The sequence below is a fragment of the Metapseudomonas boanensis genome (assembly GCF_042232855.1).
GTDB classification, from domain to species: Bacteria; Pseudomonadota; Gammaproteobacteria; order Pseudomonadales; family Pseudomonadaceae; genus Metapseudomonas; species Metapseudomonas boanensis.
Genome location: NZ_CP113889.1, coordinates 97,073 through 110,636, shown reverse-complemented (window position 1 = coordinate 110,636; position 13,564 = coordinate 97,073). Strand labels below are relative to the sequence as shown.

General features: G+C 60.4%; 15 protein-coding genes. 13 read left to right on the top strand and 2 right to left on the bottom strand.

Translation table 11 applies throughout. The features are described from left to right. Positions 1-87: 87 nt before the first annotated feature. The 8 genes from acpP (at position 88) to OXH74_RS00495 (ending at position 6,406) form a co-directional block, all read left to right on the top strand. Positions 88-324 carry an acyl carrier protein gene (acpP, locus tag OXH74_RS00530; RefSeq protein ID WP_003283670.1) on the top strand — a complete coding sequence of 79 codons (237 nt, stop codon included), beginning with the start codon at positions 88-90 and terminating at the stop codon, positions 322-324. Positions 325-435: 111 nt separating this feature from the next. Next, a complete protein-coding gene (fabF, locus tag OXH74_RS00525; RefSeq protein WP_375739633.1) occupies positions 436-1,680 on the top strand; it encodes a beta-ketoacyl-ACP synthase II in 1,245 nt (414 codons plus the stop codon). Further along, positions 1,680-2,495, top strand: coding sequence for an aminodeoxychorismate lyase (gene pabC / locus OXH74_RS00520; RefSeq protein WP_375739632.1), 816 nt, complete (start codon positions 1,680-1,682; stop codon positions 2,493-2,495). Before fabF ends, pabC begins: the two co-directional genes overlap by 1 nt. A gap of 6 nt (positions 2,496-2,501) precedes the next feature. Continuing rightward, positions 2,502-3,536: an endolytic transglycosylase MltG gene (mltG, locus tag OXH74_RS00515; protein ID WP_375741693.1), complete on the top strand. Its 1,035-nt coding sequence runs from the start codon at positions 2,502-2,504 to the stop codon at positions 3,534-3,536. A gap of 13 nt (positions 3,537-3,549) precedes the next feature. Further along, positions 3,550-4,182, top strand: coding sequence for a dTMP kinase (tmk, locus tag OXH74_RS00510; protein ID WP_375739631.1), 633 nt, complete (start codon positions 3,550-3,552; stop codon positions 4,180-4,182). Continuing rightward, complete coding sequence (locus tag OXH74_RS00505) at positions 4,175-5,161, top strand: DNA polymerase III subunit delta' (RefSeq protein WP_375739630.1); 987 nt, start codon at positions 4,175-4,177, stop codon at positions 5,159-5,161. Before tmk ends, OXH74_RS00505 begins: the two co-directional genes overlap by 8 nt. Before the next feature lie 35 nt (positions 5,162-5,196). Continuing rightward, on the top strand, positions 5,197-5,553 hold the full coding sequence (locus tag OXH74_RS00500) for a PilZ domain-containing protein (protein WP_215378629.1): 357 nt from the start codon (positions 5,197-5,199) through the stop codon (positions 5,551-5,553). A gap of 67 nt (positions 5,554-5,620) precedes the next feature. Then, a complete protein-coding gene (locus tag OXH74_RS00495) occupies positions 5,621-6,406 on the top strand; it encodes a TatD family hydrolase (RefSeq protein WP_375739629.1) in 786 nt (261 codons plus the stop codon). 222 nt (positions 6,407-6,628) lie between these two features. Here OXH74_RS00495 and OXH74_RS00490 read toward each other — a convergent pair whose 3' ends face one another. Continuing rightward, positions 6,629-7,762 (bottom strand): aminotransferase class V-fold PLP-dependent enzyme, encoded by a 1,134-nt coding sequence (locus OXH74_RS00490; protein ID WP_375739628.1) that lies wholly within the window; start codon positions 7,760-7,762, stop codon positions 6,629-6,631. Positions 7,763-7,836: 74 nt separating this feature from the next. Between OXH74_RS00490 and OXH74_RS00485 the strand changes: the two genes are divergently transcribed. From OXH74_RS00485 to OXH74_RS00465, 5 genes are all read left to right on the top strand, one after another. Beyond that, a complete protein-coding gene (locus OXH74_RS00485; protein WP_215378622.1) occupies positions 7,837-8,475 on the top strand; it encodes a TetR/AcrR family transcriptional regulator in 639 nt (212 codons plus the stop codon). 90 nt (positions 8,476-8,565) lie between these two features. Then, on the top strand, positions 8,566-9,534 hold the full coding sequence (locus OXH74_RS00480) for a GTP 3',8-cyclase MoaA (RefSeq protein ID WP_375739627.1): 969 nt from the start codon (positions 8,566-8,568) through the stop codon (positions 9,532-9,534). A 44-nt stretch (positions 9,535-9,578) separates the two neighbouring features. Next, positions 9,579-10,472 carry a radical SAM protein gene (locus tag OXH74_RS00475; RefSeq protein WP_375739626.1) on the top strand — a complete coding sequence of 298 codons (894 nt, stop codon included), beginning with the start codon at positions 9,579-9,581 and terminating at the stop codon, positions 10,470-10,472. Positions 10,473-10,538: 66 nt separating this feature from the next. Next, positions 10,539-11,141: a DUF4823 domain-containing protein gene (locus OXH74_RS00470; RefSeq protein ID WP_375739625.1), complete on the top strand. Its 603-nt coding sequence runs from the start codon at positions 10,539-10,541 to the stop codon at positions 11,139-11,141. A gap of 10 nt (positions 11,142-11,151) precedes the next feature. Beyond that, entirely contained in the window at positions 11,152-11,715 is a 564-nt protein-coding gene (locus OXH74_RS00465) for a DUF1285 domain-containing protein (RefSeq protein ID WP_375739624.1), read from the top strand. 55 nt (positions 11,716-11,770) lie between these two features. Here OXH74_RS00465 and OXH74_RS00460 read toward each other — a convergent pair whose 3' ends face one another. Continuing rightward, complete coding sequence (locus tag OXH74_RS00460) at positions 11,771-13,426, bottom strand: electron transfer flavoprotein-ubiquinone oxidoreductase (RefSeq protein WP_375739623.1); 1,656 nt, start codon at positions 13,424-13,426, stop codon at positions 11,771-11,773. Positions 13,427-13,564 lie beyond the last annotated feature (138 nt).

Sequence of the window (13,564 nt, the reverse complement as noted above, 5' to 3'; positions counted from 1 at the left end):
CAGGCGTTCTGCTTGAAATGCGGAAAACCCTTTCTATAAACTGCAGCCCCAGCTGCACGGATTTTTCCATAGGAGTGAAAACAAGGTATGAGCACCATCGAAGAACGCGTCAAGAAAATCGTCGCCGAGCAACTGGGCGTCAAAGAAGAGGAAGTCACCAACAGCGCTTCCTTCGTTGAAGACCTGGGCGCCGACTCCCTTGACACCGTTGAGCTGGTGATGGCTCTGGAAGAGGAATTCGAGACCGAGATCCCGGACGAGCAAGCCGAGAAGATCACCACCGTTCAGGAAGCCATCGATTACATCAACGCGCACGCGCAGTAAGTTGTAATCGTCGGTTCCTGACTCGGAAAAGCCGCACGACCTTAACCAGGCGTGCGGTTTTTCTTTAAGCCTGAATCAACCGCCGTGTAGAGATTGAAGAAGGAGATCGCTGTGTCGCGTAGACGCGTCGTGGTCACTGGCATGGGCATGCTGTCGCCGCTGGGTACCGATGTGCCGAGCAGCTGGCAAGGAATTCTGGCCGGCCAAAGTGGCATTGGTCCGATCGAGCATATGGATTTGACGGCCTATTCCACCCGTTTTGGTGGATCGGTCAAAGGGTTCAATGTCGAGGAATATCTGTCGGCCAAAGAGGCGCGCAAGCTCGACCTGTTCATCCAGTACGGCCTTGCTGCCAGTTTCCAGGCCGTGCGTCACTCCGGCCTCGAAGTGACTGATGCCAACCGAGAGCGCATTGGCGTGGTCATGGGTTCAGGTATCGGTGGCCTCACCAATATTGAGAACAACTGCAATTCCTTGATTGAGCAAGGACCTCGGCGGATTTCGCCGTTCTTCGTCCCAGGCTCGATCATCAACATGGTTTCCGGCTTCCTGTCGATCCACTTGGGTATCCAGGGGCCGAACTACGCCATCGCAACCGCCTGCACCACGGGTACGCATTGCATTGGCATGGCCGCCCGCAACATTGCCTACGGCGAAGCTGACGTTATGGTTGCCGGCGGCTCCGAGATGGCGGCTTGTGGTCTTGGCATCGGCGGTTTTGCGGCAGCCCGCGCGCTGTCTACACGCAATGACGATCCGACCCGTGCCAGTCGTCCGTGGGACAAGGGACGCGATGGCTTCGTGCTGTCCGATGGCGCTGGTGCATTGGTGCTCGAGGAGCTCGAGCATGCCAAAGCGCGCGGCGCTACCATCTATGCAGAGCTGATCGGCTTTGGTATGAGTGGCGATGCTTACCACATGACTTCGCCGCCAGAAGACGGTGCGGGCGCGGCCCGTTGCATGCGCAATGCGCTTCGCGATGCTGGCCTCAATCCTGACCAGGTCGACTATGTTAACGCCCACGGCACTTCGACCCCGGCAGGCGACGTCGCCGAGGCCATGGCGCTCAAGTCAGTATTCGGCGAGCACGCCTACAAGCTTGCGATCAGTTCGACCAAGTCCATGACCGGCCATTTGCTGGGCGCTGCGGGTGCGGTTGAGGCGATTTTCAGCGTGCTGGCTATACGGGATCAGGTCGCGCCGCCGACCATCAATCTCGACGAGCCTGATGCAGGCTGCGACCTGGACTTCGTGCCCCATCAGGCGCGACCCATGCCTATGGATGTCGTGCTGTCCAACTCCTTCGGCTTCGGCGGTACCAACGGCTCGTTGATCTTCCGGCGGTACGTGGGTTGATGCCGAGCTGGGTCGATGGCCGCCCGGCCGAGTCGCTGTCCATCAAGGATCGCGGCTTGGCCTACGGTGATGGGGTGTTCGAGACCATCGCTGTGCGCGCTGGCCGTCCTCCTTTGCTGGAGTACCACATGGCCCGTCTATCGACGGGCTGTGCGCGACTAGGCATTGCCCTGGATGTTGCGCTGGTACGTACTGAAATCTTGTCCTTTGCCACTAAGTTGGGGGAAGGCGTCGCCAAGCTCATACTCACTCGCGGGGACGGGCTGCGTGGCTATGCGCCGCCGCCCACAACACAGGCTCGGCGGATACTCCAGGGCAGCCCACTGCCAGCCTACCCTTCTGTCAATGCCGAGCAAGGGGTCGAGCTCTACCCGTGCGCTACGCGGTTGGCCGAACAGCCCCTGCTAGCTGGTCTCAAGCATCTCAATCGTCTTGAGCAGGTGATGGCCCGTGCAGAGTGGCAGTCGACCGAGTATGCCGAAGGGCTTGTTCGGGACATTTCCGGTCGTGTCATCGAGGGGGTGTTCAGCAACCTTTTCCTGCTGGTCGATGGGGTGCTGGTAACAGCTGAGCTATCTCGTTGCGGTGTTGCCGGAGTCATGCGGGCCGCGCTGCTCGAGCGTGCGAAGGCCGTTGGCATGCCGGTCGAGATACGCGACATCGAATTCGATGAGCTTCTCGCTGCCCAGGAAGTCTTTCTCTGCAATAGCCTCTATGGCGTCTGGCCCGTGCGAGCGATGGCGGGCCATCACTGGTCGGTGGGCCCGCTGACCCGTACACTTCAAGCTATCGCCCGCGATCTACTGGACAACTGATTCGTGATACGCAAATTCCTGCTGATGCTGGAGGCAGGCCTGTTGCTTGCCGGCCTGCTGGTGGCCTTTGCCGCCTGGCAGCAGCACGTCACCTTGCAACAGAAGCTGATCCTGCCGGAGGAGCGCCTGCTGGACGTGCCGGCAGGCTCCACGCCAGGCGGACTGCTGAATCGTCTGGAGGAAGAGGGTGTCCTGCACAATGCCTTCTGGCTCCGGCAATATTGGCGATTCAATCTGGACGGGGCATCGCTGCACAGCGGTGAATACCGTTTGACGCCCGGCATGGATGCCGCCGAGTTGCTGGCGCTGTGGCGGCGCGGCGAAGTGGTGCAATACAGCCTCACCCTGGTGGAGGGGTGGAGCTTCCGCCAGGTGCGTGCCGCATTGGCGAAGCAGGCCAAGCTCGAACAAACCCTGGAAGGCGCAAGTGATGCCGAGCTGATGGCGCGTATCGGTCGCCCAGGCGAGCATCCCGAGGGGCGTTTCTTTCCAGATACTTATCGCTATGTGCGTGGGACTCGCGATGTCGACCTGCTGAAGCAGGCGCGTGGTCGCCTGGATGAGGTGCTGGACGAAGAATGGAGTAAGCGCGCCGACAAGCTGCCTTATAGTGGGCCTTACCAGGCCTTGATCATGGCCTCGCTGGTCGAGAAGGAAACCGGCGTGCCTGACGAGCGCGCACAGATTGCCGGGGTTTTCATTCGCCGCCTTCAGAGCGGCATGCTGCTGCAAACCGATCCGACCGTGATCTACGGTTTGGGGGAGCGCTATAACGGCAACCTGACCCGTGCCGACCTGCGTGAGCCGACGCCTTACAACACGTATGTCATCAGTGGCCTGCCACCTACGCCAATCGCCCTGGCCGGACGCGAGGCGATAAATGCAGCCTTGCACCCTGCTGCAGGAAAGAGCCTCTACTTCGTCGCCCGTGGCGACGGCAGCCATGTATTCTCCGAGACCCTGGGTGAGCACAATCAGGCAGTGCGCGATTTCCAAATGAAACGCCGCGCAGATTACCGCTCCAGCCCGATCCCGCAATGAAGAAGGACACCCCGTGAGCGGTCTGTTCATTACCCTCGAAGGCCCCGAGGGTGCCGGAAAAAGCACCAACCGAGATTATCTTGCCGAAAGGTTGCGCAGTGCTGGAAAGGAAATCGTGCTGACCCGTGAGCCGGGTGGCACCCCCTTGGCTGAGCGCATTCGCGAAATTCTCCTCACACCCAGCGACGAGAGCATGGCCACCGATACTGAGCTCTTGCTGGTTTTTGCCGCTCGTGCACAGCACCTGCATACGGTGATTAGGCCAGCCTTGGCGCGCGGGGCGATCGTGCTGTGCGATCGTTTTACCGATGCGACTTACGCCTACCAGGGCGGTGGCCGTGGTCTTTCAGCAGAGCGCATTGCTTTGCTGGAGTCTTTCGTCCAGGGCGATCTGCGCCCCGACCTGACCCTGATCTTCGATCTGCCCGTCGATGTGGGCCTTGCCCGCGCTGCCGCACGAGGGCGTCTGGATCGCTTCGAGCAAGAGCACCGAGATTTCTTCGAGTCGGTCCGGCGTACTTACTTGCAGCGTGCGGCACAAGCGCCGCAGCGCTATCGAATCATCGATTCGTCCGTGCCGCTGGCAGATGTGCAGCGCAGCCTCGATTGCTTGCTTCCAGAGCTGCTGGAGCGCTGCGATGGCTGAGGTCTACCCATGGCAGGAAGGTCTATGGTCGCAGCTCGCAGGCCGCCCTCGGCATGCTCATGCCTATCTCCTGCACGGCCCAGCTGGAATCGGCAAGCGGGCCATGGCAGAGCGCCTGATGGCTTTCCTGCTTTGCCAGAGTCCGGATCGGCTGCAAGCCTGCGGTCGGTGCAAGGCCTGCATGCTGCTGTCTGCCGGGACGCACCCGGATGCTTTCGTGCTGGAACCCGAAGAAGCTGACAAGGCGATCCGGGTCGACCAGGTTCGTGAGCTGGTCGGTTTCGTGGTCCAGACCGCCCAGCTCGGCGGGCGCAAGGTCGTCTTGCTGGAGCCGGCGGAAGCGATGAACCTGAATGCCGCCAATGCCCTGCTGAAGAGCCTGGAAGAACCCTCTGGCGATACGGTTTTGTTGCTGATCAGCCACCAACCTAGCCGACTGCTACCAACGATCAAGAGTCGTTGCGTACAGCAGGCCTGTCCCTTGCCGAGTGAAAGCCAGAGCTTGACGTGGTTGGGCGCTGCATTACCGGGCTTGAGCCCGGAGGAGCGTCATGAGCTTCTCGTGCTGGCAGGTGGTTCACCCTTGTCTGCGAAGCGGCTGGAGGAGCAATCCGTTCGTCAGCAACGTGCTGATGTGGTGGATGGGGTCAAGAAGCTGCTCAAGCAGCAGGTGGGGGCGAGCCAACTGGCCGAAGGTTGGAATGCGGTCCCGCTGATCCTCTTGTTCGACTGGTTCAGCGAATGGGCGCAGTTGATGTTGCGCTACCAGCTGACCCGAGATGAGGCGGGGCTTGGTCTGGCCGACATGCGCAAGGTGGTGCAGTACCTGGCCGACAAGGCGCCGCAGCACAAAGTGCTGGCCATGCAGGATTGGCTCTTGCAGCAGCGGCAGAAAGTCCTTGGTAAAGCCAACCTCAATCGTGTCCTGCTTCTCGAAGCACTGCTCGTGCAGTGGGCAAGCCTGCCCGGGCCGGGCTAGAATCCCGAGTTGAGTCAGACAGCCAGGAATGCCGCATGAGCCTGCCACCGAATATGGGTCCGCGTAACGGGATCTTGTCTCTTACCATCAAGGACAAGTCAGTGCTTTACGCCGCCTATATGCCGTTCATCAAGAACGGTGGCTTGTTCATCCCTACCAACAAGAGCTACAAGCTCGGTGATGAAGTCTTCATGCTGCTCAATCTGATGGACGAGCAAGAGAAGATTCCGGTCGCCGGTAAGGTTGTCTGGATTACCCCGAAGGGCGCCCAGGGCAACCGTGCTGCAGGCATCGGTGTCCAGTTCAACGACGGCGACAGCGGGGCGCGCAACAAGATCGAGACCTACCTGGCCGGTGCCCTCAAGTCCGATCGCCCCACTCACACGATGTAGCGGGCGCCTGCCCAGGGCTGCAAGCGACGGGCTTGAGTCTGGCAGATGCGGCCTGGAGCCTTGAACCATGTTGATCGACTCCCATTGCCACCTGGACCGCCTCGACCTGGCGGCCCACGGCGGTTCACTGGACGCTGCACTTGAGGCCGCTCGGGCCCGTGGCGTAGGTCATTTCCTCTGCATTGGTGTCAGCGCGGACAATGCGGCCAGCGTCAAGGCACTGGCCGAGCATTATGCGGATGTCGACTGCTCGGTTGGCGTGCATCCGCTGGATCTGCAGCCAGGTGAGGACCTTGCGCTGGACTGGTTGCTGCGCGAACTCGACCATCCTCGTGTAGTCGCCATCGGTGAAACCGGTCTGGATTATCACTACGAGCCAGAAGCAGCGGATCTTCAGCAGAGCGCCTTCCGATTGCATCTCGAGGCTGCGCGGGTTACCGGCAAGCCGGTCATCGTGCATACCCGCGAGGCGCGTGCCGACACCTTGGCCCTGCTGCGTGAGGCTGCGTTGCCCCAGGCCGGCGTGCTGCACTGCTTCACCGAGGACTGGGAAATGGCCCGGGCTGCGCTGGACCTCGGCTTTTATATTTCCCTTTCCGGCATCGTGACCTTCCGCAATGCCGATTCGCTTCGTGATGTCGCGCGCCAGGTTCCTGCCGATCGGCTGTTGGTGGAGACCGATTCCCCTTATCTCGCGCCGGTCCCATATCGCGGCAAGGCAAATCTCCCGCAGTATGTGCGTGAGGTGGCCGAGTTCCTGGCGATGCTTCGCGGTGAGGATTTCGAGGCGTTTGCCGAGCAGACCACTGCCAATTTCCAGCGGCTGTTCCCGTTGGCTCGGGTTGCCGGGTAAATCCTGCGGGCAAAAAAAACCCGGGTTCTGGGGGATGAATCCGGGTCAAGACCATTAGGAGTAAAACAAAGGTACACGATCCACGGTACCTCGACTGGCTGGGCACTTGGGGGGAGATGCCGCGCACCAGTAACAAGAAGTATTGGCTAATATCCCTTCACGTCCAGAGCAGGTCCCGGTGTTTTTAAACGTATTTGGAATACACTCGCACCGGCTGAGTCCTCATCCGTCTGCCAGCTGGCGCAGCACGGCCAGAGTCTCGTCGATCACCCGCAACTCCGTATAGAAATGGGGAGAAAAGCGGATGCCGCCTCCCCGTTGGGCGCAGACTACTTGTTCGTCTCTTAGTCGCTCGAAGAGCGCGAGATTGTCCCAATGATCAAGGCGGAAGTTCAGAATCCCGGCGCGCCGCTCAGGATCGGGTGGGCTCAGCAGTTGTGCGCCTGGAATGCCGACAAGTCCGTCCTGAAGCCACTGCACGCGTTCTGCCAGGGCGCTGCCGACCTTTACCATGCCCACTTCCTCCAGAAGCGAGAGGCTGGCCTCCAGGGCCATTGCGCCCAACATATTGGGGCTGCCGCACTCGAAGCGCCGAGCCGTACGCGCCGGTTCCCATTCGTCGAACTCGTAGTTTCCGGGATTCTCCAGCATGTGCCAGCCGTACTCATGAAGCTTTAGCTGTTGTCGCAGGTCGCTGCGGCAATAAAAGACGCCCAATCCCTCGGGGCCCAGCATCCACTTGTGCCCGTCGGCCATCGCGAAGGCGCAATCATAGTCCTGGACGTCGAAGGGCAGAGCGCCAAGCTGCTGGATGGCATCCACGCAGAACAGCACGCCGCGCTGGCGGCAGCCGTGTCCAAGGCGCTGGAGGTCCATGCGCAAGCCGCGGGCATATTGCACGGCGCTGATGGACAAGAGGCGAGTCCGCGGGCCGCAGGTATTCAGCAGGACGGCCTCCGGGTCGGCCACATTGAGGTCGACGTGCAGGACCTCCACGCCGAAGCGCTTGAGCGCCTCCCAGACCACTCGGTTCGAGGGGAATTCCTGGTCGCTGATGACCACTTGGTCACCCTCCCGCCAGTCCAGACCAAAAGCGACGAAGGAGAGAGCTTCCGATGTATTCTTGACCAGCGAAATATCGGCAGTGGTTGGCGCGTTCAGGAGGCGGGTAAGGCGTTCTCGTAAGCTACGCTCTACCTTTAACCAGTCTGGATAATCGCGTGCACCGATGCTGAGGTTCTCGTTGGCGAAGCGTGTGACCGCCTGGGTCGCGCGTTTCGGCCAGGGCGCGACAGCGGCATGGTTCAAATAGCGAAGGCCAGAGGCCTGGGCAAACTCATCGTGCAATAAGCTCATAGTCGGATGATCCGTGCATTTTTGCGCTAGTTAGGCATAATACGCGGCTTGATTTTTGACCCCACAGTCCCTTTATGCAGAAAGAACCCCGTAAAGTCCGTGAGTTCCGCCGCCGCGAGCAGGAAATTCTCGACACCGCCCTTAAGCTCTTCCTTGAGGAGGGTGAGGACAGCGTTACCGTCGAGATGATCGCTGACGCAGTGGGTATCGGCAAAGGCACCATCTACAAGCACTTCAAGTCGAAGGCGGAAATCTATCTGCGCCTGATGCTCGACTATGAGCGCGACCTCAATGCCCTGCTGCATTCGGCCGATGTGGATCGAGACAAGGAAGCCTTGTCGCGCGCCTATTTCGAGTTCCGTATGCGTGATCCGCAGCGTTACCGCTTGTTCGACCGTCTGGAAGAGAAGGTGGTCAAGAACAGCCAGGTACCTGAGATGGTCGAGCAGCTGCACAAAATCCGCGCGTCGAACTTCGAACGGCTGACCCAGCTGATCAAAGGGCGGATAGCCGAGGGCAAGCTCGAAGATGTGCCGCCGTATTTTCACTATTGCGCGGCCTGGGCTCTGGTCCATGGTGCTGTCGCACTCTACCACTCACCTTTCTGGAGCAGCGTCCTCGAAGATCAGGAAGGTTTCTTCCAGTTCCTCATGGATATTGGCGTGCGCATGGGCAACAAGCGCAAGCGCGAGAGCGACTCCCCCGCCGGTTGACGTATTCAGTAGGCCTATGTCGCGTTGACGGGCATGTGAGGCGGCTGGTTGCAGGGATATACTCCGGCTTATCCATTGCCGGAGCGTCCCATGATCGTTGACCGCCAAGGCAGGCGCTTCCGAAACCTGCGAATCAGCCTGACCGCCGCTTGCAATTACGCCTGCACCTATTGCGTGCCCGACGGCAAACGTCTGGTGGCGGCCCAGGATGAACTGTCTGCTGAGGCGATGGTGCGCGGTGTGGCCTACCTGATCGAAGCGGCCGGCATTGAGCGACTGCGCGTCACCGGGGGTGAGCCTTTGGTGAGCCCGAAGCTGGAACCCTTCCTGCGAGAGGTCAGCCAGTTAGGGCTTGAAGACATCAGCTTGACCAGCAATGGCCAACTCCTGTCCCGCAAGTTGCCGCTCTTGCTCGAGTGCGGCATCCGTCGCCTGAACATCTCCCTGGATACCTTGGATGCCGGAGCCTTCCGCAGCATTGCGCGTGGTGGGGACCTGGCTACGGTCCTTGCCGGGCTGGATGAGGCGAGGGCGGCGGGCTTGAAGATCAAGGTGAATATGGTCCCCCTTCGCGGGAAGAACCTCGACCAGATACTGCCGCTGTTGGAGTACTGCCTGGAGCACGGCTTCGAATTGCGCTTCATCGAGTTGATGCGGATGGGCCACCTGGCGCGCGACCCCAATGGGTTCCATCAGCAGTTCGTTGGGATGGAGGAGCTCCTGGCCTTGATTGGCAGCTCTCACGAGTTCGTCCAGGCGGAGGCGCCGTTGGATGCCACGGCCCTGCGCTACGAAGTGCCTGGTCAGGGCTATTTCGGAGTCATTGCCAACGAGAGCGTGCCATTCTGTCGAACCTGTTCCCGGTTGCGCTTGTCGTCCACCGGCTGGCTGCATGGCTGTCTTTCTTCCAGTAACCGCCACTATGTTGGTGACCTGCTGGATAAGCCACGCCATCAAGCGCTGCCCGCATTGCAGCGCTTGCTGGTGAAGGCGCTGGCGGACAAGCAGGAAGTTGCATTTTCCGGCGGAATAACCGTGATGAAGATTATTGGCGGCTGATTACCGCATCAGTTCACTCCCGTCTTGCAGAGCTAATCAGGACCATGTCCAGCGCTTTTCCGATTTCCTACATCGAGCCGGTATTCCGCCCGCCGAGTGAGGCCAATTCCCTGATCCTCCCGGTTACCAACGGCTGCTCCTGGAGCCGTTGCACCTTCTGCGAGATGTACACGCAACCGCAGAAGAAGTTTCGCGCCCGTGACGAGTCTGATGTGCTTGAGGATATCCGTCGTTGCGGCGAGCGCCTGATCGTCCAGAGAGTGTTTCTCGCGGATGGCGATGCCCTGGTTCTGCCAACACGGCGGCTGCTGAACATCCTGACTGCCATTCGTGAGAACATGCCCTCGGTGCGCCGGGTTTCCAGCTATTGCCTGCCCAGGAACCTGCGCAATAAGTCGGTGGCCGAGCTCAAAGAGTTGGCCGATGCGGGGCTTGCGATGGCTTATGTCGGCGCCGAGTCGGGTGACGACGAGGTTTTGGAGCGCGTAAGCAAGGGCGAGACGTTCGAGTCGAGCCTGAGCGCCCTGGATAAGCTCGGGGAGGCAGGCATCACCCGCTCGGTGATGATTCTCAACGGTCTAGGCGGCAAAACCCTGAGCGTCCAGCATGCTGACAATTCGGCGCGCCTGATGAACGCCGTGCAGCCAGAATACTTGTCGACCCTTGTGGTCAGCTTTCCGGTCGGGGAGGCCCGGTTTCGCGAAGGCTTCCCGGATTACCAGCCGCTCAGCCAGCAGGGGCTGTTCGGCGAGCTCGAGCGCATCCTGGCGGCGTTGGAGCTGAAGAACACCGTTTTTCGCAGCGACCATGCGTCCAACTACCTTGTCCTCAAGGGGCGACTAGGGTTGGAAAAGGATCGTTTGCTGGGTCAGGTCCGCGCCGCGATCAAGCATCCGGACGAGGCTCGCCTGCGTCAGGAGTGGCAGCGTGGCCTGTGATGGCGCGGAAGCTGCATCGACTACCTGTCCGCCGGTTTTACGTCACCGGCGCATGGAGACCGCACGATGCGTAGCATGATTCTGTTCCTGACCGTTCTCAGCCTTGGCGGCTGCATGAAGGTCAGTGACATGGCCGAAGGCACCCGTGTCCAGTTGAGCGACGCCGGGTTGCTCGATCACAGTGAAACCCGGCGTGCCAGCCCTTGGCGTCTGCAACCGGATTCGTTCATCTACATCGCGCAGGGTTTTTTCGTGCCGCCCGGGTCAGCCTATCCGAGACCCAACGTGGTGGCCGAAGAGGCCTTCAAGGGCTTTGTCGAATATTTCCCAATGGTGCGTCGAGCCAACGGACCGGCAGGCCTGGAGGCGGCGATGGGGCAAGCTCGTGCACAGGGCGCTCATTATCTGCTGTACGCTCGTTTTGCCAGCGCCGATGATCGCATTGGGACCTATGAAGAGTGGGGAGATCAGGAAGCCCTGGATCGCCTCGGACGTGATCGTGGCGTTATTCAACTGATGCTTGTGGAAACCAATACCCGCTACCTGGTCGATACGGCGCGTATCCATAACCGTGGCGGCTTTCTGACGTTCTACGATGCCAAGCCGGAAGATCTGATCGGCCCTCCCCTGGAGGAGTACGCCCGCAGCCTGCTTGGGCTCAGTCGTTGAGGAGAGTGAGATGAGTGACCCGGGCAAGGCCGGAGATCTGCTGGTGCAGATACCTAAGGGTGACAAACGGGGTGGTGCTCCCGTGCACCTGTGGAATCCACCTTTCTGTGGCGATATCGACATGCGCATCGCGCGTGATGGCACCTGGTTCTATCTGGGTACTCCGATTGGCCGCAAGCCGATGGTCAAGCTGTTCTCGAGCGTGATACGGCGTGATGGTGATGACTACTTCCTGGTGACGCCGGTAGAGAAAGTCGGTATCCGGGTCGACGATGCGCCGTTCGTTGCTGTTCAGGTGCAGGCCGAAGGGGAGGGTGAAGAGCAGCGGCTACGATTCATCACCAACGTGGAGGATGAAGTCTTCGCTGGGGCAGAGCACGGCATCCGAGTCGAGCTGGACCCGCTCACCCAGGAGCCTTCGCCCTACGTGCATGTGCGCGCCAATCTGGAGGCGCTGATCCATCGCAATGTCTTCTATCAGTTGGTGGAGCTGGCCGTTCCGCGCGAGATCGATGGTGCGACCTGGCTTGGTGTCTGGAGTGGCGGGCAATTCTTCCGCATCGGAACCATCTAGCTAGCAAGCTGTTCGAAGCAAAATGAAAAAAGGCCCCGAGGGGCCTTTTCGTTTCTTACATGTTGGGATAGTTCGGACCGCCGGTGCCTTCCGGGGCCACCCAGGTGATGTTCTGGGCTGGGTCCTTGATATCGCAGGTCTTGCAGTGCACGCAGTTCTGCGCGTTGATCTGGAAGCGCTTTGCGCCATCTTCCTGGGTCACCACTTCGTACACGCCAGCCGGGCAATAACGCTGCGCCGGTTCGTCGTACATCGGCAGGTTCTTGGCGATCGGGATGCTCGCGTCGGCCAGCTTCAGGTGGCAGGGTTGTTCCTCTTCATGGTTGGTGTTGGAGAGGAATACCGAGCTGAGCTTGTCGAAGCTGAGCTTGCCGTCAGGCTTCGGATACTCAATGCGCTGGGACTGGGCGGCAGGTTTCAGGCAGGCGTAGTCCGGCTTGTTGTCGTGCAGGGTGACCGGGATCTTGCCGCCGAACCAGTTCTGGTCGATGTAGTTGAAGGCGCCGCCCGCGAGCGTGCCGAACTTGTGGATCGCCGCGCCGAAGTTACGACTGCGGAACAGCTCGTCATACAGCCAGCTGGACTTGAAGGAGTCGACGTAGCCGGTCAGCTCGTCACCGCCTTCCCGGCCTGCAGCCAGTGCAGCAGCCACGGCTTCAGCGGCCAGCATGCCGGACTTCATGGCGGTGTGGCTGCCCTTGATCTTGGCGAAGTTCAGGGTGCCCAGGTCGCAGCCGATCAGCGCGCCGCCCGGGAAGACCATCTTCGGCAGCGAGTTCAGGCCGCCCTTGCAGATGGCGCGGGCGCCATAGGCCACGCGCTTGCCGCCTTCCAGGTACTGCTTGACCACCGGGTGGTGCTTGTAGCGCTGGAACTCGTCGAACGGCGAGAGGAAGGGGTTGCTGTAGGACAGGTCGATGATCAGGCCCACTACGACCTGGTTGTTTTCCAGGTGATAGAGGAAGGAACCGCCCGGGTTCTCGTCATTCAGCGGCCAGCCAGCGGTGTGGACGACTAGGCCGGGCTGGTGCTTGGCGGGGTCGATGTCCCAGATTTCCTTGATGCCGATCCCGTAGTGCTGGGCGTCGGCTTCGGAGTCCAGCTTGTACTTCTTGATCAGCTGCTTGCCGATATGGCCACGGCAGCCTTCGGCGAACAGGGTATATTTGGCGCGCAGTTCCATGCCGGGGGTGTAGTAACCCTCTTTCGGGTTCCCTTCACGGTCAACGCCGAGATCACCGGTGATAATGCCGCGAACCACGCCGTTCTCGTCGATCAGCGCTTCCTGGGCGGCGAAGCCCGGGTAGATCTCTACGCCTAGGCCTTCGGCCTGTTGGGCCAGCCAGCGACAGAGATTGCCCAGGGAAATGATATAGTTGCCCTCGTTGTGCATGGTCTTTGGCACGAAGAGGCCGGGAACCTTGATCGCGGACTGGGCATCCTTGAGCATATAGATGTCGTCGCCGGCTACCGGGGTATTCAGCGGGGCGCCCAGTTCTTTCCAGTCAGGGAACAGCTCGTTCAGGGCTCGCGGTTCGAAGACGGCACCAGAGAGGATGTGGGCGCCGACTTCGGAACCTTTCTCGACCACGCACACGCTGATCTCTTGACCCACTTGCGCGGCCTTCTGCTTCAGTCGGCACGCGGCGGACAGGCCAGCGGGGCCGGCACCGACGATGACGACGTCGAATTCCATGTATTCGCGTTCCACAGTCAATCTCCTCAAGGCTCTTCGATATTTTGTGTTGGAGGGCTAGGCTCGATCCCTGACCTGAGCCGGCGCATTATATCCAGACCCTTTGCCTGGTCCAATACAAACGTTTGTTTGAATTTTGTGAAACCCTGATAG

Excerpts from the sequence above, each read along its gene's own strand:
- OXH74_RS00490 (WP_375739628.1), bottom strand. The coding sequence starts at position 7,762 with ATGAGCTTATTGCACGATGAGTTTGCCCAGGCCTCTGGCCTTCGCTAT.
- OXH74_RS00495 (WP_375739629.1), top strand. The coding sequence starts at position 5,621 with ATGTTGATCGACTCCCATTGCCACCTGGACCGCCTCGACCTGGCGGCC.
- OXH74_RS00465 (WP_375739624.1), top strand. The coding sequence starts at position 11,152 with ATGAGTGACCCGGGCAAGGCCGGAGATCTGCTGGTGCAGATACCTAAG.
- acpP (WP_003283670.1), top strand. The coding sequence starts at position 88 with ATGAGCACCATCGAAGAACGCGTCAAGAAAATCGTCGCCGAGCAACTG.
- OXH74_RS00505 (WP_375739630.1), top strand. The coding sequence starts at position 4,175 with ATGGCTGAGGTCTACCCATGGCAGGAAGGTCTATGGTCGCAGCTCGCA.
- OXH74_RS00480 (WP_375739627.1), top strand. The coding sequence starts at position 8,566 with ATGATCGTTGACCGCCAAGGCAGGCGCTTCCGAAACCTGCGAATCAGC.
- OXH74_RS00500 (WP_215378629.1), top strand. The coding sequence starts at position 5,197 with ATGAGCCTGCCACCGAATATGGGTCCGCGTAACGGGATCTTGTCTCTT.
- OXH74_RS00470 (WP_375739625.1), top strand. The coding sequence starts at position 10,539 with ATGCGTAGCATGATTCTGTTCCTGACCGTTCTCAGCCTTGGCGGCTGC.
- pabC (WP_375739632.1), top strand. The coding sequence starts at position 1,680 with ATGCCGAGCTGGGTCGATGGCCGCCCGGCCGAGTCGCTGTCCATCAAG.
- OXH74_RS00475 (WP_375739626.1), top strand. The coding sequence starts at position 9,579 with ATGTCCAGCGCTTTTCCGATTTCCTACATCGAGCCGGTATTCCGCCCG.
- OXH74_RS00485 (WP_215378622.1), top strand. The coding sequence starts at position 7,837 with ATGCAGAAAGAACCCCGTAAAGTCCGTGAGTTCCGCCGCCGCGAGCAG.